This window comes from Moorena sp. SIO3I6 (assembly GCF_010672095.1).
The window spans coordinates 1-1,141 of the sequence record NZ_JAAHHU010001601.1 but is presented as its reverse complement, the minus strand read 5'-3'; the positions used below and the strand labels follow the sequence as shown (position 1 = coordinate 1,141).

At 40.8% G+C, this 1,141-nt stretch carries 3 protein-coding genes; 2 read left to right on the top strand and 1 reads right to left on the bottom strand.

The window, feature by feature from the left end; translation table 11 throughout:
• Positions 1–247 precede the first annotated feature (247 nt).
• Positions 248–502: a hypothetical protein gene (locus F6K49_RS51555; protein ID WP_293110739.1), complete on the top strand. Its 255-nt coding sequence runs from the start codon at positions 248–250 to the stop codon at positions 500–502.
• A gap of 5 nt (positions 503–507) precedes the next feature.
• Positions 508–633, top strand: a complete 126-nt coding sequence (locus F6K49_RS51550) for a hypothetical protein (RefSeq protein WP_293110737.1) — start codon at positions 508–510, stop codon at positions 631–633.
• A gap of 217 nt (positions 634–850) precedes the next feature.
• On the opposite strand, the gene F6K49_RS51545 is transcribed toward F6K49_RS51550, so the two are convergent.
• Positions 851–1,039, bottom strand: coding sequence for a hypothetical protein (locus F6K49_RS51545; protein ID WP_293110735.1), 189 nt, complete (start codon positions 1,037–1,039; stop codon positions 851–853).
• Positions 1,040–1,141: the final 102 nt, after the last annotated feature.

The following is a 1,141-nucleotide window of genomic DNA, read 5'->3' as shown; positions in this document are numbered from 1 at the left end:
CCCTATTCCCGATTCCCGATTCCCGATTCCCGATTCCCGATTCCCGATTCCCGATTCCCGATTCCCAATTCCCGATTCCCGATTCCCGATTCCCGATTCCCGATTCCCGATTCCCAATTCTTAATTCTTAATTCCTTTTCCGTACATTTTCCTTCAATACCCCCTCAGAAAAAAATCTAAAATTCCTTGACAACTAAATTTACAATCGTTATGATTATATTTATAAATATCAAGGACGAGTTTAATTATGAATGAAGACTTTGTACCAAACGAAAACAACAATACTGAAGAGACTACTCCCGATAATACTCCTCAGGAACCTCCCCAAAAAAAATACCCCGTTAAGCACATTTTGAAAGGGTCACGTAAGGCAATACTCAATACCATGTATGCCCTTTATGCACTGCGTTACGCGGAAATCTCGGAGTGGAGCCCCCTTCAGCCCACTGGAATCCCGGGGGAATTCATCACTATGATGACGAAGTATTTAATTATCGGTTAAACTAATTGACAGGGGGTTTTACCCCCCTGGCAAAAAAATCAGGTCTGATATCAGTGGTCAGCGGAATGCCTTTGGCCACGCTACGCGAACAGCGGTCAGCGGTCAGCCCTTGGCCTTTGGGTAATAGCTAATAGCTGAATGTAATAGCTGATAACTGTTCGCGTAGCGCTTAAGCTTACGGTCTGATTAAATCGGATGATGTCTGGTTTGGTTTACAAAGTTGAGTCATAAAGATAACTTCTAGCCGTGGAAAGTATTTCTGCGGCTATTTTTTTGGGGTTGAAAGTTGGGAGGTTGAATGCAGAATTAAGAATACAGAATTAAGAATGTAGAATTAAGAATGTAGAATTAAGAATGTAGAATTAAGAATGTAGAAGCTTGGAAGGTTGTTCGCGTAGCGTTTATTTTTGGCCAAGGTTGGGATGTTGTTCGCGTAGCGTGGCCTTTTGGCCAAGGTTTAAGGTTAGTATGTTGAAGGTTAGGATATTGAAGGTTGAAAGTTGGGATGTTGTTCGCGTAGCGTGGCCTTTTGGCCAAGGTTGGGAGGTTTAAGGTTATCTCTTATAATGCAGAATGTATAATTTCCAATTCTTAATTCTTAATTCTTAATTCTACATTCTTAATTCTTAATTCTTAATT